The 20,010-nt window shown below is 40.6% G+C and carries 29 protein-coding genes and 1 other annotated feature (1 of these 30 running past the window's edge); of the genes, 23 read left to right on the plus strand and 6 right to left on the minus strand.

The features are described from left to right. Positions 1–23: 23 nt before the first annotated feature. The 9 genes from ACJROX_RS10345 to moaD all read left to right on the plus strand — a co-directional run bounded on the left by ACJROX_RS10345 (position 24) and on the right by moaD (position 4,726). The gene (locus ACJROX_RS10345; RefSeq protein WP_408010679.1) at positions 24–791 is read left to right on the plus strand and encodes an alpha/beta fold hydrolase; all 768 of its coding nucleotides are present in this window, start codon (positions 24–26) and stop codon (positions 789–791) included. A 229-nt stretch (positions 792–1,020) separates the two neighbouring features. Continuing rightward, on the plus strand, positions 1,021–1,146 hold the full coding sequence (locus ACJROX_RS10350) for a DUF1659 domain-containing protein (RefSeq protein WP_408010680.1): 126 nt from the start codon (positions 1,021–1,023) through the stop codon (positions 1,144–1,146). A gap of 128 nt (positions 1,147–1,274) precedes the next feature. Next, complete coding sequence (locus ACJROX_RS10355; protein ID WP_408010681.1) at positions 1,275–1,493, plus strand: DUF2922 domain-containing protein; 219 nt, start codon at positions 1,275–1,277, stop codon at positions 1,491–1,493. A gap of 80 nt (positions 1,494–1,573) precedes the next feature. Continuing rightward, positions 1,574–1,711 (plus strand): YvrJ family protein, encoded by a 138-nt coding sequence (locus ACJROX_RS10360; protein WP_408010682.1) that lies wholly within the window; start codon positions 1,574–1,576, stop codon positions 1,709–1,711. Positions 1,712–1,783: 72 nt separating this feature from the next. Continuing rightward, a complete protein-coding gene (locus ACJROX_RS10365) occupies positions 1,784–2,095 on the plus strand; it encodes a metal-sulfur cluster assembly factor (protein WP_408010683.1) in 312 nt (103 codons plus the stop codon). Between the two features lie 140 nt (positions 2,096–2,235). Further along, positions 2,236–3,504 (plus strand): gephyrin-like molybdotransferase Glp, encoded by a 1,269-nt coding sequence (glp, locus tag ACJROX_RS10370; RefSeq protein WP_408010684.1) that lies wholly within the window; start codon positions 2,236–2,238, stop codon positions 3,502–3,504. Then, complete coding sequence (gene mobB, locus ACJROX_RS10375; RefSeq protein ID WP_408010685.1) at positions 3,492–4,022, plus strand: molybdopterin-guanine dinucleotide biosynthesis protein B; 531 nt, start codon at positions 3,492–3,494, stop codon at positions 4,020–4,022. Before glp ends, mobB begins: the two co-directional genes overlap by 13 nt. 4 nt (positions 4,023–4,026) lie before the next feature. After that, a complete protein-coding gene (locus tag ACJROX_RS10380) occupies positions 4,027–4,497 on the plus strand; it encodes a molybdenum cofactor biosynthesis protein MoaE (RefSeq protein WP_408010686.1) in 471 nt (156 codons plus the stop codon). Continuing rightward, the gene (gene moaD, locus ACJROX_RS10385) at positions 4,490–4,726 is read left to right on the plus strand and encodes a molybdopterin converting factor subunit 1 (RefSeq protein WP_408010687.1); all 237 of its coding nucleotides are present in this window, start codon (positions 4,490–4,492) and stop codon (positions 4,724–4,726) included. Before ACJROX_RS10380 ends, moaD begins: the two co-directional genes overlap by 8 nt. Positions 4,727–5,165: 439 nt before the next feature. Here the strand turns inward: moaD and ACJROX_RS10390 are convergent, their stop codons facing one another. Further along, complete coding sequence (locus tag ACJROX_RS10390) at positions 5,166–5,978, minus strand: undecaprenyl-diphosphate phosphatase (protein WP_408010688.1); 813 nt, start codon at positions 5,976–5,978, stop codon at positions 5,166–5,168. A gap of 166 nt (positions 5,979–6,144) precedes the next feature. Here ACJROX_RS10390 and ACJROX_RS10395 point away from each other — a divergent pair, with 166 nt between their 5' ends. From ACJROX_RS10395 to ACJROX_RS10415, 5 genes are all read left to right on the plus strand, one after another. After that, on the plus strand, positions 6,145–6,441 hold the full coding sequence (locus tag ACJROX_RS10395) for a hypothetical protein (protein ID WP_408010689.1): 297 nt from the start codon (positions 6,145–6,147) through the stop codon (positions 6,439–6,441). 123 nt (positions 6,442–6,564) lie between these two features. Next, positions 6,565–6,744, plus strand: coding sequence for a YjzC family protein (locus tag ACJROX_RS10400; protein ID WP_408010690.1), 180 nt, complete (start codon positions 6,565–6,567; stop codon positions 6,742–6,744). Positions 6,745–6,904: 160 nt separating this feature from the next. Next, positions 6,905–7,717 (plus strand): basic amino acid ABC transporter substrate-binding protein, encoded by an 813-nt coding sequence (locus ACJROX_RS10405; protein WP_408010691.1) that lies wholly within the window; start codon positions 6,905–6,907, stop codon positions 7,715–7,717. A gap of 135 nt (positions 7,718–7,852) precedes the next feature. Further along, positions 7,853–8,509 carry an amino acid ABC transporter permease gene (locus ACJROX_RS10410; protein WP_408010692.1) on the plus strand — a complete coding sequence of 219 codons (657 nt, stop codon included), beginning with the start codon at positions 7,853–7,855 and terminating at the stop codon, positions 8,507–8,509. Further along, positions 8,506–9,228 (plus strand): amino acid ABC transporter ATP-binding protein, encoded by a 723-nt coding sequence (locus tag ACJROX_RS10415; RefSeq protein WP_408010693.1) that lies wholly within the window; start codon positions 8,506–8,508, stop codon positions 9,226–9,228. Before ACJROX_RS10410 ends, ACJROX_RS10415 begins: the two co-directional genes overlap by 4 nt. 467 nt (positions 9,229–9,695) lie before the next feature. Here ACJROX_RS10415 and ACJROX_RS10420 read toward each other — a convergent pair whose 3' ends face one another. Beyond that, on the minus strand, positions 9,696–9,875 hold the full coding sequence (locus ACJROX_RS10420; RefSeq protein ID WP_408010694.1) for a YjzD family protein: 180 nt from the start codon (positions 9,873–9,875) through the stop codon (positions 9,696–9,698). 275 nt (positions 9,876–10,150) lie between these two features. Between ACJROX_RS10420 and ACJROX_RS10425 the strand changes: the two genes are divergently transcribed. The 9 genes from ACJROX_RS10425 (at position 10,151) to tnpA (ending at position 17,444) form a co-directional block, all read left to right on the plus strand. Further along, positions 10,151–10,894: an alpha/beta hydrolase gene (locus tag ACJROX_RS10425; protein WP_408010695.1), complete on the plus strand. Its 744-nt coding sequence runs from the start codon at positions 10,151–10,153 to the stop codon at positions 10,892–10,894. A gap of 219 nt (positions 10,895–11,113) precedes the next feature. Further along, on the plus strand, positions 11,114–11,818 hold the full coding sequence (locus ACJROX_RS10430; protein ID WP_408010696.1) for an NAD-dependent epimerase/dehydratase family protein: 705 nt from the start codon (positions 11,114–11,116) through the stop codon (positions 11,816–11,818). A 130-nt stretch (positions 11,819–11,948) separates the two neighbouring features. Continuing rightward, entirely contained in the window at positions 11,949–12,902 is a 954-nt protein-coding gene (locus ACJROX_RS10435) for a BMP family ABC transporter substrate-binding protein (RefSeq protein ID WP_408010697.1), read from the plus strand. A 21-nt stretch (positions 12,903–12,923) separates the two neighbouring features. Beyond that, positions 12,924–13,112 carry a ComZ family protein gene (locus ACJROX_RS10440; protein ID WP_408010698.1) on the plus strand — a complete coding sequence of 63 codons (189 nt, stop codon included), beginning with the start codon at positions 12,924–12,926 and terminating at the stop codon, positions 13,110–13,112. 217 nt (positions 13,113–13,329) lie between these two features. Continuing rightward, positions 13,330–14,265, plus strand: a complete 936-nt coding sequence (locus ACJROX_RS10445; protein ID WP_408010699.1) for a beta-ketoacyl-ACP synthase III — start codon at positions 13,330–13,332, stop codon at positions 14,263–14,265. 24 nt (positions 14,266–14,289) lie between these two features. After that, a complete protein-coding gene (gene fabF, locus ACJROX_RS10450; protein ID WP_408010700.1) occupies positions 14,290–15,528 on the plus strand; it encodes a beta-ketoacyl-ACP synthase II in 1,239 nt (412 codons plus the stop codon). Positions 15,529–15,733: 205 nt separating this feature from the next. Then, complete coding sequence (locus tag ACJROX_RS10455) at positions 15,734–15,955, plus strand: hypothetical protein (RefSeq protein ID WP_408010701.1); 222 nt, start codon at positions 15,734–15,736, stop codon at positions 15,953–15,955. A 114-nt stretch (positions 15,956–16,069) separates the two neighbouring features. Further along, positions 16,070–16,819 carry a YjbA family protein gene (locus tag ACJROX_RS10460; RefSeq protein ID WP_408010702.1) on the plus strand — a complete coding sequence of 250 codons (750 nt, stop codon included), beginning with the start codon at positions 16,070–16,072 and terminating at the stop codon, positions 16,817–16,819. A gap of 226 nt (positions 16,820–17,045) precedes the next feature. Then, entirely contained in the window at positions 17,046–17,444 is a 399-nt protein-coding gene (tnpA, locus tag ACJROX_RS10465) for an IS200/IS605 family transposase (protein WP_408006922.1), read from the plus strand. 100 nt (positions 17,445–17,544) lie between these two features. Here tnpA and ACJROX_RS10470 read toward each other — a convergent pair whose 3' ends face one another. The 4 genes from ACJROX_RS10470 to trpS all read right to left on the minus strand — a co-directional run bounded on the left by ACJROX_RS10470 (position 17,545) and on the right by trpS (position 19,892). Beyond that, complete coding sequence (locus ACJROX_RS10470; RefSeq protein ID WP_408011849.1) at positions 17,545–17,739, minus strand: hypothetical protein; 195 nt, start codon at positions 17,737–17,739, stop codon at positions 17,545–17,547. Positions 17,740–17,793: 54 nt separating this feature from the next. Beyond that, positions 17,794–18,159 (minus strand): hypothetical protein, encoded by a 366-nt coding sequence (locus tag ACJROX_RS10475; RefSeq protein ID WP_408010703.1) that lies wholly within the window; start codon positions 18,157–18,159, stop codon positions 17,794–17,796. 75 nt (positions 18,160–18,234) lie between these two features. Continuing rightward, on the minus strand, positions 18,235–18,759 hold the full coding sequence (locus ACJROX_RS10480) for a transposase (RefSeq protein ID WP_408010704.1): 525 nt from the start codon (positions 18,757–18,759) through the stop codon (positions 18,235–18,237). 137 nt (positions 18,760–18,896) lie between these two features. Next, complete coding sequence (gene trpS / locus ACJROX_RS10485) at positions 18,897–19,892, minus strand: tryptophan--tRNA ligase (RefSeq protein WP_408010705.1); 996 nt, start codon at positions 19,890–19,892, stop codon at positions 18,897–18,899. Between the two features lie 55 nt (positions 19,893–19,947). Continuing rightward, positions 19,948–20,010, minus strand: a binding site (T-box leader) (it continues 192 nt past the right edge of the window).

Consider the following 20,010-nt stretch of genomic DNA (forward strand, 5'->3'; position numbering starts at 1 on the left):
TTAATCGATAGAGCAGGTGAACCATGATCCATATCAGTACAGAATACATTCAAGGGATCCCCATACTGAATGCAGCAAAAGAAGATGCATTTTCAGAACAACTACCGACACTCGTTTTTCTTCATGGCTTTACAAGTTCGAAGGAGCAGAACCTTTCATATGCTTATTTACTTGCCAAGAATGGCTTTCGTGTAATTCTGCCAGACTTTCCGCTGCACGGTGAACGAACAGTCCCATTATCTTCAGAAGAAAGGCAATGGAAATTTTGGGATATCGTCATGCAGGGGATTGTAGAGCTAAAAGTGATCACTGATCATTTGGTGAAAACCAATCAAACCGATCCTGGACGGATTGGAGTAGCTGGTACTTCTATGGGAAGCATCACGATGTTCGGGGCGCTTACCCAGTATGACTGGATAAAAACCGCTATTTCACTTATGGGAACGCCGAGCTATGAGCAGTTTGCAAATATGATGGTGTACTCAATCCAGAAGGATGGTGGAAAGCTCCCGCTATCGACGTCAGAACTCGAATCGAAAGTCAGAAGTTTAAAGCCTTATGATTTATCTTTGAATCCAAAACTGTTAGGAGATCGATCATTATTGATCTGGCATGGGAAATCCGATAATGTCGTTCCGTACCAACTGACGAAAAGATTTTATAAAAATATAATGGAATCTGGGCTGTTTAAAGAGAATCAAATTCAAATGGTGACTGACCCGTCTTCTGGCCATAAGGTTACTCGCGAAGCCTGTCATCAAGCAGTAAATTGGATAATGGAAAAATTATAAGATAAACACAAGGAGACCTGCAGAAGGTCTCTTTTTTGTTTTTATGATGAGGTGTTGTACTGTTTTGAAGGAACGGCACTTATAGTTGCTCGACTAACCTGAAAAGTTGCTCAACCAAACCCAAAAGTTGATCGACCAGGCCACGAAATCAAAAAAATGAAAAATTTCAAATCCACCTCCCCCTTTTTTCTTTCGACTTTGTATTTATAGAGTGAAAGGGGGTGGGAAAATGGCAACAGCAATCCTCAACGACACAAGATTGACGATCACCTTTGATGCTGGCATGGACCTTGAAGGAAAGCCGGTTTACAAACGGAAGAGTTTCACGAACGTGAAAAAGCAGTGCGACACATGACCAGCTTTTCGCCATCGTCGAGGCACTGGCACCGCTTCAACAGTATCCAATCAACGATGTCGAACGTACGAACTCATTTGACCTTAGTGCTTAACCCGCTCAACTAATCTGAGAAAGGAGGAATCTTCATGGCGAAGCAAATTGAATTGTTATTTGAAAATGAAGAGGGAAAGACAGTCCGTATATCCCTTGATGAACCAGTAGAACCTGTTGACACAGTAGCATTGGAAACAGCTATGGATCCGATATTAGCTGAAAATGCATTCGTATCATCGGGTGGAGACTTGATTGCGAAAAAAGGGGCTCGCATGGTCGAACGTAATGTCATAGATATTCCATTATCATAAGTTGTTACAGGGATCGGCTTATCTTCAGTCGGTCCCTTTTTAACTTTCTATAAAAAATATGACCTGAAAGGGGTGAGGAGATGGAACAATGGATTTCGATGATGAGTGAGTTCGGTTTCCCTGTTGTAGTAACCCTATATCTACTGCACAGGATAGAGCCGAAGCTTGAATCATTGAACCAATCGATCAACAATCTTCCCAACCAATTAAGAGGTTGAAGCGGAACATTTTATGTCCTCCTGACAATGGGTTATACTATTAATAGAAACTCGAAATGGAAGGGGTTCATTATGGGAAACGAAGAAGTTAAAGAAAAGTTGATGGAAGCATTGGAAGAAGTGGAAGACCCCGAATTAGGCGTGGATATCGTCAATCTAGGGCTTGTATATGATGTTGAGCTGGATGAAGAAGGCATGGCAAAAGTGACAATGACCCTGACTGCTATGGGCTGTCCATTAGCCGGGACGATCGCTAATGATGTCCGAAACGCATTGATCGACTTTCCAGAAGTGAAGGACGTAGACGTCAATATCGTCTGGAATCCGCCATGGACGAAAGACAAAATGTCCCGTTACGCGAAAATCGCCCTCGGGATCCAATAAGAATCCTAGCATGTGTAATGGATTGGTCCATCATGGATCGGTCCATTTTTTTGAGGATTGTTTAACTAACAATTGAACTCGTGAAACCAGGTTAAGTATTTGCTAAAATGAAGGTGGAATGAATAAAGGCGGTGACTACAATGGTCGTTGAACGGAGAAAACCAATGGAAATTGGAGAGGGGGTAAAAAGGGTCCTGGCTCATCCCCTGGAATTACAAGCAGAGGAACTGAACATAGAAGATGTCTTGGATCGAGTTTTAGCAGAACCGATTATCGCGGATCACGATGTCCCACCATTCAACCGCTCTCCATATGATGGATTCGCATTAAGAGCGGAGGATACTGTGAAGGCTTCTACTGAAACACCTGTTCATCTTGAGGTCATTGAAGAAATCGGCGCTGGTCAAGTAGCCAAGTCTCATTTACGGCAAGGACAAGCGATCCGTATCATGACTGGAGCAGCAATTCCAGAGGGAGCTGATGCAGTTTCGATGTTTGAAGTTGTCAAAGAATATGAAAAAGACTCTAAACCGATGATCGAGGTTGGAAGAAAGTTTAGACCTGGTCAAAACATTGCCCAACAAGGTGAGGATACAGGAAAAGGGACTGTCCTCATTGAAAAAGGAACCCGGATAAAGCCAGGCGTAACAGCAATATTAGCGACATTCGGCTACAAAACAATCAAAGTTTACCGTAAACCGAAAATTGGAATCTATGCAACTGGCACAGAGCTGCTGGATATCGATGAACCGTTGCAGCCCGGTAAGATCCGTAATTCCAATGCATACATGATCTCAGCCCAGATCAGGAAAATGGGTGGTGAACCACTGTATTTAGGTAAGTTAGCTGATGATTTTGAGGCATGTTTTGAGGCCGTTTCTGCGGTGTTGAATGATGTTGATGCCCTCGTCACAACAGGGGGAGTGTCAGTGGGGGACTATGACTATCTTCCAGCCATTTATGAGAAACTCGGCGCGAATACGCTTTTCAATAAAATTGCGATGCGCCCTGGAAGTGTGACAACTGTGGCAGAACATCAAGGTAAGTTGTTATTCGGGTTATCGGGGAACCCTTCAGCGTGTTTTGTCGGCGGTGAACTTTTCCTGAGGCCTTTTATAAAGCAAGCTGTGGAGAGTACGCCATTCCTTGCAAAAATAAAAGCTGTGTTAGCAAAGGATTTCCCTAAACCGAATCCTTTCACCAGATTGGTACGCGGAAAAATCGAATACACTACCGAAGGTGTCCGTGTCGCTCCGACAGGACTGGATAAATCGAGCTCTGTCACTTCAATTGCAGAAGCGGATACATTCATTGTCCTTCCGGGCGGAACGAGAGGCTTTAAAACTGGGGATGAAGTGGAAGTTTTATTGTTGGACAATGAAAGTGACTTGAATCCATGGGAAAAGTAAGCCATGACATTCCAGTCCTGCAAATTGCAGGCTATAAAAATAGTGGCAAAACGACCTTTATTAAAGAGCTCGTAAAGCAGTTATCAAATGAAGGATACCGTGTAGGTGTCATAAAACACCATGGGCATGGCGGATCACTTGATTTTAATGAGCCTGGGAATACAGATACAGCCCAATTTCAAAATGAAGGTGCCTATATGACTGCAGTTGAAGGAGAAGGCGTTCTCCATTTAAAGGTTAATGGGACGGTATCAATTCCCCTTGAAAAAATTGTGATGATGTATAAGGTGATACAGCTGGATTTTATTTTAATAGAAGGATTTAAAAAGGCTCAATACCCGAAATTCCTCATTGCAAGAGACGATCAAGACCTTCTGAGTCTATTGAAGCAAAGCGAAAATGTGGTAGGGGTTATAACTGATCATTTGGAAGAAAGATCTGGACTCCTCATCTTTAAACCCAGTCAAGCTGCGGAATTTACAGAGTATATTAAAGAAAAACTCTTAAAACGGAGATGAATCCATGGCTAAACATTTTTACATCACAAAAGAACCAATTCAAATAAATGAAGTTGTTGAAAAAGTTATCCACCCGCATGCAGGGGCAATCAATACATTCATCGGCACAGTGAGGGAGTTGACCAACGGTAAGCGGACATTGTTTCTGGAATATGATGCCTATATACCAATGGCTGAAAAGAAGCTGGAGCAGATCGGTTCAGAAATAACCAATAGATGGAGGGAAGCGCGTGTTTCAATCGTCCATCGGATTGGTCAATTGGAGATATCAGATATCGCAGTTGTCATTGTTGTCTCGACACCACATCGGGCAGATTCTTACGAGGCTAGTCGTTATGCGATCGAACGGATTAAAGAAATCGTCCCAATCTGGAAAAAAGAGCATTGGGACGATGGCGAAGAGTGGATTGGAGACCAGCTTGAAAAAACGGAATATCCATCTGGAAAACCTGGAAAGGAGCACTTGGATGATTAACGTATTACTTTTTGCGGGGTTACAGGAAAAGGTCGGAAAGAGTGAAATTTTGGTCAAAAAAGACGTATTGACAGTAGACGAACTCGTTTCCCATCTTCGTGAAACAGAATCTCATCTTGATTTGACAAATGTTATGGTGGCTGTGAATGAGGAATTCGTAAATGACCCTGACCAAGTTATCAGAGCTGGTGATACGGTTGCATTGTTACCGCCAGTCAGTGGAGGTTAGGACGAAGATTTCCGCTTTTGTCCACAATCGAAACAAAAAAGTCCTTGTTCTGTTTTGACTCCATTGAAAAATCCATCCATACAGTAAATAGGCTTTTGACATAGGTCGCATTTTCCGATGTATTCTTTCAATTAATATCCTCCTAATGACTGAATCATCGTTCAGTCATTTTTTTATCTCTTCATACACGTTTAGCCTTATAATAGTCTTTTTCTTTGTTAGTGAATCGAATATTTGGAAGAGACCGGTTATAACAAAGAATGCGATGATCCATATCCATACTCCTGCCATCAGATCCCCATCCTTAATCTATTTAATTCTTGAGAAACCAATCAGTTCCTTTTAAATGCACAAAAAAACGCTGATTGAACAGCGTTTTAAAATAACATTATACAGTATATAAGTTCAATTCTGGCTTAACCTGCTTTAAACTTGGCTTCTACATGAACAGGATCACTAAAGGTCCTACGATGAAGCAATATATAGCAAAGTATTTCAAATTTCCTCTAGCCATGATCCCCATAAGCCATTTCAATGAAATATATGAGGCAATAAAAGAGATTAAAAAGGCTATAAGATAAGGGATCAATAATTGATCAAGAAGTGGATCATCTTTAAGGTCACTGAAACTTAAAATCATTGTCCCGATACTGACTGGTATATATAGTAGAAACGAATAGCGTAGTGCCGTTTCTTGTTTCATTCCACGCCCCATTGCGGCCACAATCGTGGCACCTGACCGGCTGATCCCAGGAATCAATGCTGCTGCCTGTGCGAGTCCGACAATGAGTGCATCTTTAATTGACAAGTCTTGATCATATTTACGCCCGCGCAGGTTTCGGATCAACCATAACGCGATACCGGTGATGATCAGGGATACCCCGACAACCTTGATGTTTTTCAAATTCTTAGAAATGAAATCCTCAGCTAATATTCCAATAACCGCAGCAGGGATCGTTCCGATGATCAGATAAATGATGAACATGAAATCTGATTTGAATTTTCGTTCTCTTGTCATTGCAAAATTCACACCGTTGGTTGTGAGCCTGACAAGGTCTTCCCGATAGATTACAAGGACTGCAAGTAGCGATGCGAAATTCATGAACACTTCAAAACTGAATCCTTCAATATGTATGTCCAAAATCTTTTCTGCAAAGACCATATGTCCACTTGACGAAATCGGTATCGGTTCAGTAATACCTTGTACAAAACCGAAAAAAGCATATTTAAGCAATAAGATAAAGTATTCCATTTGGTTCCTCCACAAGATCTCTAGTTTCTACTTTCAAGGCACATGTAGTCATTAAACAATAAAACAATCCACTAGTAAATAGATAATTCGTGACAATTGTATTTAACATGTCCTTACACATTTTCTGACCTGTGTGAATATCATGAAAATGTGAGGGGGGAAGATCGTGCCTTATCGTAAATATATGAAAGCCATAAACAAGCATAACCAACTGATGCAAAAACAATGTAAGCAGCATATAAATCAATATGTTCAGTGCCATGTGATGGACGGTGGAGTGTATGAGGGATATGTCGAAAAAGTTGATAAACAGAACCTATACTTAATAATAGAAGTAAAATACAAGAAAAAACCTGGGATTCAACCTCGACAATATATGGGTTTCCCTGAGCCTGGCTTAGGGTTTGAACGGATCGTCTTACCTCTGCATTTCCTCACAGCTATTTCACTTGTTTCTTATTGATGATGGAAAGTCACCATTTAAAGGTGGCTTTTTTTGTGTCTTTTTTACATACTTGACGGGAGCATATAACCGATAATTTATGAGTGATGGGGTAATCCTACCTAATAAAAAGGAGGGATTTTAATGGGACAGAATCATCAATTCAACCCAGGGCAAAAAGCACCAAACAATGGAGTATACGTGGAAATCGGTGAAACAGGAAGCATGGTGAAGGACCCGAAAGAAATCAAATTACATGCAGGGGATTCTTTTCCTGAAACAAGTAACCATAATCGAAAGTGGACCTACAAACGGAAACCATGAAAGACACAATCTGAATGCTTGTTCAATTTTTTTGTTGAAAAAAACGGACTTTAATACTAGAATTAAATTATTGAAAATTTAGAAAATTATTAAAAGGAGCGGGTATAAAGTCATTTGTAAGGCAGTACTGTTTTAATTAATTTGGGGGAGGATTAATAAGATGAAGGTCATTAAGGTTCCGTTTATTGTAATAATGATCGGTTTGCTCGCAATTTTAGCTGCATGTGGCGGCAACGGGGAAAGTTCAGGCGGGGATGATAAGGAATTGGAAGTTGTCACTGATGCTGCTTATGCACCTTTCGAGTATATGGAAGGTGATAAAATCGTTGGTTTCGATATCGATTTCCTGGATGCTGTAATGGAAGAAGCGGGTTTTAAACCTAACTATAAAAATATCGGCTGGGACCCGTTATTTGTGGAAATACAAGGAGAGAAGGCAGACCTTGCCATCTCAGCAATCACGATCAATGATGATCGAAAACAGTCCTATGATTTTTCAACGCCGTATTTTGAATCCAGAAATATGATATTAGTCCCAGAAGACAGTGATATCCAAAGTGCTGAAGATCTGGAAGGCAAGAAAGTCGCTGTGCAGAATGGTACGACAGGACAAGCTGCCGTTGAAAAAATCCTTGGAACGAATCATAAAGACATAAAAAAGTTCGATAATAATACATTGGCTATCATGGAACTGGTTCAGGGTGGAGTGGATGCGGTCGTTGCAGATAACAGCGTCGTCCTCGAATATGCAAAAAATAATCCGGATAAAAAGCTGAAAACGATCAGTGATGAAGAAAACTTTGAATCTGAATTTTATGGCCTCATGTTCCCTAAAGGAAGCGACTTGAAAACGGATTTCGATAAAGCTGTGAAAGTAGTCATCAATAATGGTACTTATTCTGAAATCTATAAAGAATGGTTCGGTGATGAACCGGAACTTGATGCATTGAAACAGCAGATGGAAAAGGAATAACAAGTTTATGGGCTGACGGAAGTGTTGGAGATGTCTGACACACTGATTGTCAGCCCTTTCTTCAGTATCAATGCAGCTATGGCTCAGCCTGTGCAAAAAAGTTAGGCTTTGCCAATTCTTTAAGGGGAGAGGACAATGAATTTCAGATATGATCTAATTTTAGATTACGCACCATATTTCTTAAGGGGAACTCTTTATACAATCGGCTTTTCGTTTGTTGGTATTCTAATCGGTACAGTGCTGGGATTATTGATTGGCTTAGGGAAGCTCTCTCCGTATCGGGCTCTCAGGTATCCACTTGACTGGTACATTACATTCTTCAGAGGCACTCCATTTTTTGTTCAGATCTTATTGATTTACTTTGGATTTGTTCCGCTATTGATCGGTGATTCAAATGCAATATTGGCCGGAGTTTTGGGTCTATCTTTGAATGCAGGTGCTTATATCGCAGAAATTTTCAGAGCTGGGATCCAGTCCATTGATAAAGGCCAAATGGAAGCCTCACGTTCATTAGGAATGAATTATTATGAATCGATGCGGTATGTGATTTTACCTCAAGCTATTAAACGAATGATTCCTCCGTTAGGAAATGAATTCATCGTTCTGATTAAGGAGTCATCGATACTTGCGATCATCGCTGCTCCCGAATTGATGTATTGGGGAAGAGCGATGCAAGGACAATATTACCGGGCTTGGGAACCTTATCTAACTGTTGCACTGATCTATCTCGTTTTAACACTATCAGTAAGTACTGTGTTAAACTACATTGAGAGGAGATGGGCTACAGAATGATTAAAGTACAGAATTTGAAAAAATCCTTCGGTTCACTTGAAGTATTGAAGGACATCAGTGCAGAAATAAAGCCGCAAGAAGTGGTCTGTGTAATTGGGCCTTCTGGCTCCGGTAAATCTACTTTTCTTAGATGTCTGAACCTGCTCGAATCGATCACCGACGGGAAGGTTTATATAAAAGGCATTGACATAACCGATAAATCCACGGATATCAACAAGCTGCGGACAGATGTCGGAATGGTGTTCCAACAGTTCAATCTGTTTCCACATAAAACCGTTTTAGAAAATATCATCTTGTCCCCAATGAAAGTAAGGAAGTGGAATCGTAATAAAGCAGTAGAAAAGGCGAATGAACTTCTTGCGAAAGTCGGGTTATCTGAAAAAGCTGATGCATATCCGGATTCCCTTTCTGGTGGTCAGAAGCAGCGTGTAGCCATAGCACGGGCCCTGGCGATGGAACCTGAGATCATGCTCTTTGACGAACCGACATCTGCATTAGATCCAGAGATGGTCGGTGAAGTATTGGAAGTCATGAAGCAATTAGCTAAAGAGGGGATGACCATGATCGTCGTCACACATGAAATGGGATTTGCAAGAGAAGTCGGAGATCGGGTCATTTTCATGGATGAAGGATATATAGTCGAGGAAAATGAACCGAAAATGCTGTTTTCAGATCCACAACATATTCGGACAAAATCGTTCTTAAGTAAAATATTATGAAGTATGACGGGACTGGCTTGGATCAGTCTCGTTTTCTTATTTTGACTCTTTTATTATTGCGAAATTCACTCCCTTTCCACGGGCGATCCGTAATCCACCTCGCTCACTTGCACAGGATGTCAACACAAAAATGAAATCATTTTCGTGTCTGCGATGAGAATTCTTAGAAGCTTTCCTTATGCTGGCATCGACGTTCACCACAGGAACGTGGTGGTTGTTAGTCGAAGATCCTTAAATTGCTAAGGGGTCTTGCCTGGCTCGCTTTCCCGCAGGAGTGTCGAGAATTTCGCTAAAATCAATTTTCCAAAAGAAATCACCCATTAACCTATAACAAACCATGATTTCAGGAAATTTATCTCAACAACTCTGAAATTATCTCGAAAACTAGCCTATTATCTCAAAAACAGCAGCAAGACCATTCTATGTAAAATAAATAAGAGTGACTCAAAAGCTTGAGCCACTCCATTTCAATCCGTTGTCTCGTCCTTTATTCCCGCATCACCTAATACAAATACGAATAAAGCAAAAACAAGTCCGATTCCAGATGCAAGTCCGAAGCTGTATTCTCCACCTTGCATTGAGCTTAATACATAGAAAGCCATATTGCTCAACAATAATGCCCAGATTATTGTCCAAATGTAACGCATACGATCACCTCTAGAATAATATGTAGCAATTTACACTTAAAAAGTATAAGTGCAACTATGGCTCAGCCTTCGCCAAGGCTATGCCAAGTTTTCTTTATCCCTTTCATATTGTAGCACAAGTTCCCCACGATCAAAACGATTTCGCGAAACTTCCAAAAAAAGTTCATCTTTTGCTCTTACTGGACAAAAGGATAAGAAAATTGGGCGAATAACCTGTTCTCTTTTACTTTTCTCGCATACATTAACTAAGAATGAAGAATAAGGTGTGATTCAATTTGAGTAATAACACCCACCGATTTTTTAAAATGAATGATCAGCATGGAATCATTCATCTCCCTGAACGACCGAATGGTTTTGCAATTTCCATCATCGGTGATACAAATCATTTTGTATCAGATCACACAAGCTCATGGATTCATCATCCTGAGCGGAGGAAATTCATAGAAGAACTGTGCCTGCACGGCTATACGGTTTATTACTCGAACCTTTATGGACGTCACTGGGGTAATGAACGCAGTGTTGAGCTACTGCATAGGCTATATCATACTATCATCAAGCAAGAAATCCTCAATTTTAAAATCCATGTATTCGCTGAAGGGATGGGAGCGTTATCGGCACTGAAATGGATGCACCGTCATGAAGGGATCATCCGTTCAGCAGCTTTTATGAATCCATGTTTCAGCTTGAAAACACATGGTGAAGCGGTTATGGAGCAAAAGCTTTTTTATAAGCAGTTCCGCCGGGAAATCAGCAAAGCATATGAACTGTCGGAAGATGAAGCAACGATGTTATTGGTGAAGGACAAAGGAATGTACGAATATCCTTCTACATTACCAGTGAAAATATGGCACAATATGCAAGGGACACCTTACTCCTTTATAAAACACAGCAGGGCATATGAAAAGTTCAGAGAAGAAATAGGCGCACCGATTTCTTTGACGCTCCAGCTACCTGGTGGGAAATATGATCTGGTCCAAAAAGTAAAAATCTTTTATCAACAAAATGAGACTGAATTATAGGGATCGACCAATGTAAATAGAATTCTTCCAGAAGGTTATAATTTAGGAAGAATTCTAATGGACTACTTGGTGATCCCTAATATACTTATATGGGCAATGTACATAATAATCTCTCCGAAAGTATGGATATTCATCTATTAAGGTAGTAGGATTTAGTTCATAATTTCATTTTCATAAATAAGATAGTATTATACTGAAAAAAATGGAGGGCCCTGTACTATGAAGAATATCCTGATTACAGGAGTTGCAGGGGAGCTGGGAATACTCCTTTGTAATGAGTTCATCAATAAGGAAATTGACGTGTACGGTATTGACCATATAGATAGAGATGGACATATTGGCCTTGATTTTATCGGGAGGAATGCATTTTTCCACTTTTACAATAAATCAATAGAAGAGGTTGACTGGGAGGAATTCGAAAAGGTTGGCTTTATCTTTCACCTCGCTCAAAACTTTCCTAAAACAAATGAATTATCAGAGGTGAAATCAGTGATCCAGAACCATCAACGAAATATGAAGCAGGTTGTACAATATGCAGCTGAACAAAATAGTAAAATAATCCTTGTTTCTACGATGGATGTATACGGAAATGAAGATGAGCCTTTCTTAACCGAACGAGTCCCAAGCCCTGCCAATTTGTATGGCACATTGATGCTGACAGAGGAAACATTACTCTCCCAAGCTGCTGATCATTATGAAGTAGAGTATCAAATTATGAGAATCCCTAAAATTTTGGGCTGCAGCAACCCGATCATGGAGAGATGTTACACAATTGATAAATTAGAAAAAGGAGGAGATTCGGACCAAACTAGAGAATTCAGTAATAACTTTACAATTACAAAAGAGAAGTTTATCATGTCGTGTAATCAATTATTAACGGGGACTCCATCCGAAAAGATTGTCACCTTTTATGAGAAGACATAAGAAGTCTTTGCTTTTATATCGAAATCTTTAAACGGTCGAATATAGTACTCTTGTTATTTTTCGTTCCCATTTGTAAATCGATTATACTAGTAGTAATAATGTCTTAGTAGTAAAGAGGAGAGGAAATAGAATGACAAAGATGATCCCTTTCCTGATTGCATTTTTCCTTCTTACTCTTACTGGGTGTCAGCAAGCATTGAATACAGGAGAGTTAGAGAGTGTTGGACTTTTGATTGAGGATACCATTACCGATAAAGGCTGGGGTACAAAAGGGTATAAGGGTTTACTTCAGATTAAGGAAGAACTCGGTAAAGAAGTATATTATCGTGAAGAAGTAAAATCAAAAGCACAGGTTCTATCAGCAGTCAGAGAATTTCAAAAGAACGATGTAAATCTTGTCTTCGGTCATGGGAAGCTTTATGCCCCATTATTTATGGAAATCAAGTCAGAATTCCCAGACATGCATTTTGTAAGCTTTAATGGTAAGGTTAGCGGGGAGCGAATCACAAGTATCCATTTCGACTCTTATGCGATGGGTTACTTTGCTGGAATCATCTCCGGTGCGATGACTGAATCAGGACATGTTGGTATGATTGCAGCATTCCCTTGGCAGCCTGAGGCCACTGGTTTCCGTGAAGGAGCCAATGTATATAATGAAGAGGTGGAAACACATATCGACTTCGTTGAGGACTGGGAGGACGAAAACCGGGCTTTCAATATTTTAAGGGAAATGACGGGACAAGGTGTTGACGTCTTTTATCCTGCAGGGGATGGTTATACAGTGCCAGTCATCGAACGAATCAAAGAACAAGGGCATTATGCAATCGGCTTTGTTTCGAATATGGCCGATCTCGGTGAACAAACAGTCTTGACAAGTACCGTTCAACATGTCGATCGCCTCTATGTCAGGATTGCCGAGAAGTATAATGAAGGGCAGCTCCGAACCGGAAACATCCATTACGATTTTCAAGAAGAGGTCATATCACTAGCCCCATTCAGTAACGTGGTCCCGAAAGATCTCCAGGGCAGAATCAACGCATTAGTCACAGAATATAAAGAAACCGGTAAACTCCCACAACCATAAATTTATTGGAGGAATCACAAAATGGACCAAGAAAGAAGTATGAAGTTCATGCAAATCGCGATGACTCATTTGCCGGAAGCAAAGCAAATGATGGAGGAAAAAGGTGTAGAATTATCAATGGAAGACATTCAACCTATCGTAAACATCCTTATGAATGTAATGAATGATGCCTACGAATTAGGAAGAATTGAAGCATCCGAAAATAAGTAAAAAGATTTTATATATAGTACAAGGTATACATAACCTAGAAAGAGCCTTCAGAATGGAAATTACAGAAGGTTCTTTTTTATGAAAAAAGTATTGTTTAACGATATGATATGGATAAAAATAAATGATAATAACTGGACAATATATAAATATTGGATTAAAATTAGTACCAAGTCATAATATAAGATACTAAGAAAGTCATACAAAAAGGGGAAATAAGATGAATGCAGGCGTAATCGGAATTGGCAGATATGTCCCGGAACGTGTGATGACCAATGCAGACCTTGAAAAAATGGTTGATACATCAGATGAATGGATCCGTACTAGAACCGGAATTGAAGAGAGAAGAATTGCTGAAAATGATATGGATACATCCCACATGGCAGAAAGAGCAGGGAAAGAAGCATTAAGAGATGCAGGACTGGATGCTAGTGATATTGATTTGATTTTGGTGGCGACGGTAACCGGGGATTATGGATTCCCGTCTGTAGCCTGCCTGATCCAAGAACGATTGGGAGCCACAAATGCGGTTGCCATGGATATCAGTGCTGCATGTGCAGGTTTCATTTATGGTATGATAACGGCAAAGCAATATATCGATACAGATACTTATAAGAACGTGCTCGTCATCGGAGTAGAAAAGCTGTCCAAAATAACGGATTGGGAAGATCGGAACACTGCTGTGTTATTTGGGGATGGAGCAGGTGCGGCAGTCATTGCACCAGTAGATGATGATAAAGGTATCTTATCATTTGATATGGGTTCTGATGGTTCAGGAGCGAAATATTTATATCAAAATGGTGACCATTTATACATGAATGGACGTGAAGTCTTTAAATTCGCTGTTAGGCAAATGCCGGAATCATCAATGAAGGTCGTGGAGAAAGCTGGCCTGAAAAAAGAAGACGTAGATTTCCTGATCCCGCACCAGGCAAATATCCGAATTATGGAAGCGGCACGGGAGCGCCTAGGATTACCTCAAGAAAAAATGGCTTCGACAGTAGCAAAATACGGAAACACATCATCTTCTTCTATTCCGATTGCCTTAGTCGAAGCACGGGAATCAGGAAAGGTAAAAGACGGAGACGTACTGGTACTCGTAGGTTTTGGTGGTGGACTGACCTGGGGTGCAGTAGCGTTAAGATGGGGAAAATAGTTTTTTAAGGAGCTGAATTAGACTATGAGTAAACGAGTTGTTATCACAGGACTCGGTACCGTCTCTCCACTCGGTAATGATACAGAGACAACTTGGACGAATATTATCAACGGGAAATCAGGTATCGGGGAACTGACAAGAAGGGATAAAGATCAATTCCCTGTAAAAGTTGCCGGTGAAGCGACTGAGTTCGATCCTACACAATTCATGGATAAAAAAGATGTACGTAAGATGGACCGGTTCACTCAGTTTGCTATCGCTGCAACACAAATGGCTGTAAAGGATGCAGATTTGACGATAACAGAAGAAATCGCTCCAAGAGTAGGGGTTTGGATCGGTTCAGGGATTGGCGGTATGGAAACCTACGAACAACAATTCCAGATTTTTATGGAAAAAGGACAGCGTCGTGTCAGTCCTTTCTTCGTGCCGATGATGATTCCGGATATGGCTTCAGGTCAAGTATCGATCATGCTTGGCGCAAAAGGAATCAATTCATGTACCGTCACAGCTTGTGCATCAGGAGCGAATTCGATCGGAGATGCCTTTAAAGCGATCCAGCGGGGTGATGCAGATGTCATGATTACTGGAGGAACCGAAGCGCCGATCACAAGCATGGCATTGGCTGGATTCTCATCTGCTAAAGCATTATCCACGAATACAGATCCTTCCTCAGCAAGCCGACCGTTCGATGCAAACCGCGATGGCTTTGTAATGGGAGAAGGTGCAGGGATTCTCATACTTGAATCGTTGGAATCAGCACAAAAACGCGGAGCTCGGATTTATGCTGAAATTGTTGGTTATGGTTCTACAGGGGATGCCCACCATATCACACAGCCGGCTCCTGGTGGAGAAGGCGGCGTACGTGCGATGAATATCGCTTTACAAGATGCAGGGATGTCCCCGAATGAAGTTGATTACCTGAACGCGCATGGTACTAGTACTGACTTCAATGATAAATATGAGACGATGGCTATCAAGTCAGTATTTCGAGATTATGCCCAAAAGCTTGCTATCAGTTCTACCAAATCGATGACTGGTCATTTGCTAGGTGCCGCAGGTGGTTTGGAAGCGGTCCTATCAATTAAAGCGATTGAAAACAATATCATGCCACCGACGATCAACTACGAAACTCCAGATCCTGAATGTGATTTAGATTATGTACCGAATGAAGCCAGAAAAGGTGAAGTCAATGCAGTCATGAGTAACTCATTAGGCTTTGGAGGGCATAACGTAGCGCTATTATTCAAACGATTTACTAATTAAAATAATAATGGTTTAAAGCTAATGAGAAATTTTGTTCTCATTAGCTTTTTTAATATGTATAACTTTGTTTTTAAAAGTAATTTGTTTTTGCATACATTATAATAGAAGAAACTTGGAAAATATGAATTGTTGTCATAACCTGAGTCCATGTCCCATATAGTGAATTAACACGTATGTACAAGCACTCTGACGGGGGATGAGGGCTTTGATATTTCGATTATTTTTATTATTGCTCGGCTTCAGCTTTGCTGTATCAGGAGGGGTCAGTTTAATCGCGTTTCTAAATTTGATTACAACGGGGCATGGCTTCGTTAACTATTTTTACTTTATATTGACACGTGTAGAATCCATACTCTTCATTCTCGGACTTGTCTTGGTTTGGGGAAGTATTTATTTGCCTTCCCTGAACAATCGAAACGATGAATAATGACGAAAAGGTACAATTGTCGACTAAAAAAAGCCTGATTCTCGAATAATTTTACGGACCTCTGACTATACTGATTTTAACAAAACAGTAAATCCTGTAAAGCGAGGGGTATACATGTTGTATTTAAGAGACGTATGGGTCAATTGGTTCGAAGGTGAAGAGAACGGCTATAATGTCTGTGAATTCCATGAATGGAGAAAAGAGGACTTCATCGAGCTTCTCGATCAAGTGCCGATCATCAAGATGGAATCACCTCTTTTAAACTACATAGAAAATGACCTGAGTGAATTACCTGAAGAACTGCTGCGTGAAGTGAAAAACAAAAGCTACATCCGTAAAAACAACCAGAGAGAGCAAATCGAGTATTGCATGATAGCGACAGACGGAAAAAAATGCCTTGTGATCGATACGATGGGATATAAGATTCCAATCCGTAAGAGCAGGATGATACCGCGACAGGAACAATTGGTATATGAGATGGCAGAAGAATTGGACCCGAAGCATTTTTCATTCAATGGTACCAGTGATCAGAAAAAGGAATACCATATCCTATCACCCGACCCTAAGGATATGAAAGGACTGACACGTCGCGAACGACAGCTGAAACAATTGTTGTTCATGGCCCTTGACCAGATATACACAAGTGGAAATACAGCAGAGGCAAGATATTGGTATACTGAATGGATTCCGGAGAAATATAGCGACATTCAAATGATGAGTTTTGATGAAGCGTGGAGGGCTTTATACCTCGAAGTATGTCAGGGATGGACGCCTAAGCATCAATCGATCTGTGAGCGGTTAATTAAAGGACAACCTTATTTCGAGAAAATATGGGAATTAGAAAAAGGTACACATGTAAATTGATTGAGGAGCTGATTTTGATCAGTTCCTTTAATTATTTACAGATTTTCCGAACGGGAAAGCCCATGCAGGGCATAGCCCGCCTTTAGGGATGGGATGAGAGTGAGAACGGATACGGAGCACCGCTAAAATCGGAAAGGTTTTGTGGTACTTCAAGTATCCGAAAATTTCACTCTCTTTTTGTTGTATAACTGTTGTAGTTTATAAACAAAACTGATACATTGTGAATATGAACGAATACAGAAGAACAAACAAAACCGTATCATTAATCAACTATCATTTCGTTTTTTGTCCTCGATACAGAAGGAAAATATTTCTCCGTACTGATGTAGAGGAACGATTTAAACAGTTAGTACAGGAAATATGTGAAGAATTAGAAATTGTCATTGTTGCTTTAGAGTGCGACAAAGACCATACCCACATGTTCCTAAACACACTACCAACACTTAGTCCTGCTGATATTATGGCAAAAATCAAAGGAGTGACTTCTAGAAAGTTAAGAGAGGAATTTCCTCATCTTCAACATCTGCCGAGTCTTTGGACACGTTCCTATTTTGTATCGACCGCAGGAAATGTATCGAGTGCAACCATTAAGCGTTATGTTGAACAACAAAAAACAAGGGGGTGAGCGTTTTGGATAAACAGGAAATCACACTTAATGGATCCTGTATTTGTCTCTGCCATTCGTTTATACATCTGTTGTTTGGCAAGAGTCGGTTTATGTAGCTCTAAGCGTAGCGTGATTGTCGGCATATATTCACCCCCATTTCTAAAATTTTGTTGGAAGATCTCATGAGATGTATTTCTATAAAGTCATGTAGAGTTTGGTCGATTTCGATTTCCAAATCTTCGTTTAATTCGTTTCCATCTTCATCATATAGCTGGAAGTGTTCGTGTTTCCATTCATGAAACTTGTCTTGCAACAAGCAAAAAGGAAAAAAGCCACAGAGAATTTTCATTTTCTCCGTGGCTTTTTCTCATTTAAAAGGGCTTTTGGGACAGTATCCCACGATAAATTGATTTTCGGTCCCAGCTTGCACGTTATATCCAGGTTTCAATTGACCATTCTTCATGTGATCTTCTTTCATTCGTATAAACGTGGCATCGGTGTCCGTTTTCGAATAGCTGTTTCGATCGCCAAAGGTCGCTTGTTGGGTCTCATACTTCTGAAGGCGCGGGAGAAAATCTTCCTTCAGCTTTTTATGTACTTTACGTTTGGCTCGGAGGACGGATTTCTTCTCTTTTTTCTTTTCCTTATCTTTATCCTCATCAGCTTCGGTTTCGGCTTGGATGACCTGCTTTTTCACGTGTTGCACGACTTTTTCTAACTGTTCGGAAGTCACACGTTGAACCGATTCTTCCTCCTCTGAGAGGATCTTTTCATCTAAACGGATGGCGTCTTCAATGTCTTGGAAGGTTTAATGAATGTTCTGTTGAAGCTTTTCTTCGTATCGATCCGTTGCTTTTTTCCATACAAACGTGTACTTATTCGCGTTCGCTTCCAGCTTCGTCCCATCCAAAAAGTAATTTTCCATTGATATGTATTTTCGATCTAATAAGAGCTTGATGAGTTCTGTAAATAGAGGTTCGATCATTTCTTTCATCCGTTCCGAACGGAAACGGTTGATTGTTCGAAAATCTGGTGTTTGTTGGCCGGCTAACCACATCATCGGAAGATGTTCTCGAAGAGACTTCGCGATTTCACGGCAGGAATAGATCTTTTGCGTATAGGCATAGAGGATCACTTTTGTCATCATTTTGGGATGATAGGAACTGCGCCCGCCTCCTGGAAAGTGAGAAAAGAAAAGGCCATCGTTTACCTGATTAACCATAGAATTGATAACTCGTACCACATGATCTTCAGGAATTAAATCACTGTGATCCATTGGTAGAACCAATTGTCCCATGTTATAATCAATAAAAGTAGCTGAAGAGTTACTCAAAAGAATCGCCTCCGATTTTGTTTAATTGTGGGTTTGGTCGCTTACATTATAACGAATCAGGCGATTTTTTTGTATACATAAGAGGGGCTGCCCACAAAAGTCTATTGTGTAGACTTTTGGGACAGCCCCTTTACATTTTACTTCTTTCTCTTTTTACGTTCCAATCCCATTGCTCTTTCAGCTTTAGCGAGCATTTTGTTCGCTACGGATCCAGCTTTTTCAGCCCCTTTATCAAGGATGGCATCGAGTTCTTCAGACGCCAATAGTTCGTAATATCGCTCTTGAATCGGTTTGAGTTGGGAAATCACCGCATCGGCAACACCTTCTTTAAAGTCGCCATATCCTTTCCCTTCATACTCTGCTTCTAATTCTTCAATCGATTTTCCAGAACAAAGTGAATAGATGGTGAGCAGGTTGGCTACCCCTGGTTTATTTTCTTTGTCGTATTTTACCTTTGCCTCAGAATCAGTAGTCGCTCGCTTGATTTTTTTAAGGATTGTTTTCTCATCATCGAGCATTGAAATATATCCGTTGGAGTTTTCGGCAGACTTACTCATCTTTTTCGTTGGTTCTCCGAGATCCATGATGCGTGCCCCAACTTTCGGGATATGGACGTCAGGGATTGTGAAGATGTCATTATACTGTTTATTGAATCTCTCAGCCAAATCCCTCGTCAATTCAAGATGCTGTTTTTGATCATCCCCAACAGGCACGATATTCGTCCCGTACAACAGAATGTCTGCTGCCATTAATGGAGGATAGGTGAGCAGTCCAGAAGATACAGCTACACGATTTTGTGCTTTATCCTTGAATTGGGTCATTCTTTCAAGTTCGCCGATATAAGAGATACACTGCATGATCCAACCCATCTTCGTGTGAGCAGGAACCTCAGATTGGATGAAAATCGTCGACTTCTTTGGATCAATACCAATCGCAAGATACAAAGCAGCTAATTTCCTAGTATTATCTCTTAACTCCAGCTTATCTTGCGGTACTGTGATCGCGTGCTGGTTCACTACACAGAAATAACAATCGTGCTCCTCTTGGTAGGTTACAAAGTGCTTCAGCGCTCCGAGGTAATTACCTAGTGTAGGAAACCCAGACGGCTGTACACCTGAAAATATAGTTGCCATGAACATCACTCCTTTAATAAAATAACCAAAATAAAAAACGCGACACAACCGTCCATTATGGGACGATTGCACCGCGTTGCCACCCAGTTTATTCATACAGAATCTCTCAATCCTCTGC

The sequence above is a fragment of the Pseudalkalibacillus sp. A8 genome (assembly GCF_045920555.1).
Taxonomy (GTDB): Bacteria; Bacillota; Bacilli; order Bacillales; family Fictibacillaceae; genus Pseudalkalibacillus.